Genomic DNA, 278 nt, shown 5'->3' on the forward strand with positions numbered 1-278 from the left:
GTTTTTATCCATATCGATAGCGGTACGAATAAATTTATGTACGTGGCGGTCATACCCAATCCATAGATCAATGGATTGCTGACCCCAACTAATAATTCGGTCAAGTTTGACCTGCAAGCTAAACAATACCGCATCGATATAGTCCAGCTCTTCATTGCCATACACAATTTGTTGCAGGGTCAATAGCTGAGACTGCAGCTCATCGCCAGCGGCCTGCAAGGATGATTGCAGCTCGGTTAAGGTATTTGAGGTTGCCGATAGTAAGTTCTCACATTGAC

Annotated in this window: 1 pseudogene; it reads right to left on the bottom strand. The window is 44.2% G+C overall.

The features are described 5' to 3' along the window. A pseudogene (locus tag AB4585_RS27210) lies at nucleotides 1-278 on the bottom strand (condensin subunit MukF); the annotation flags it as partial.

The organism is Vibrio sp. 10N.222.49.C9 (assembly GCF_041474985.1).
GTDB classification, from domain to species: Bacteria; Pseudomonadota; Gammaproteobacteria; order Enterobacterales; family Vibrionaceae; genus Vibrio; species Vibrio crassostreae_C.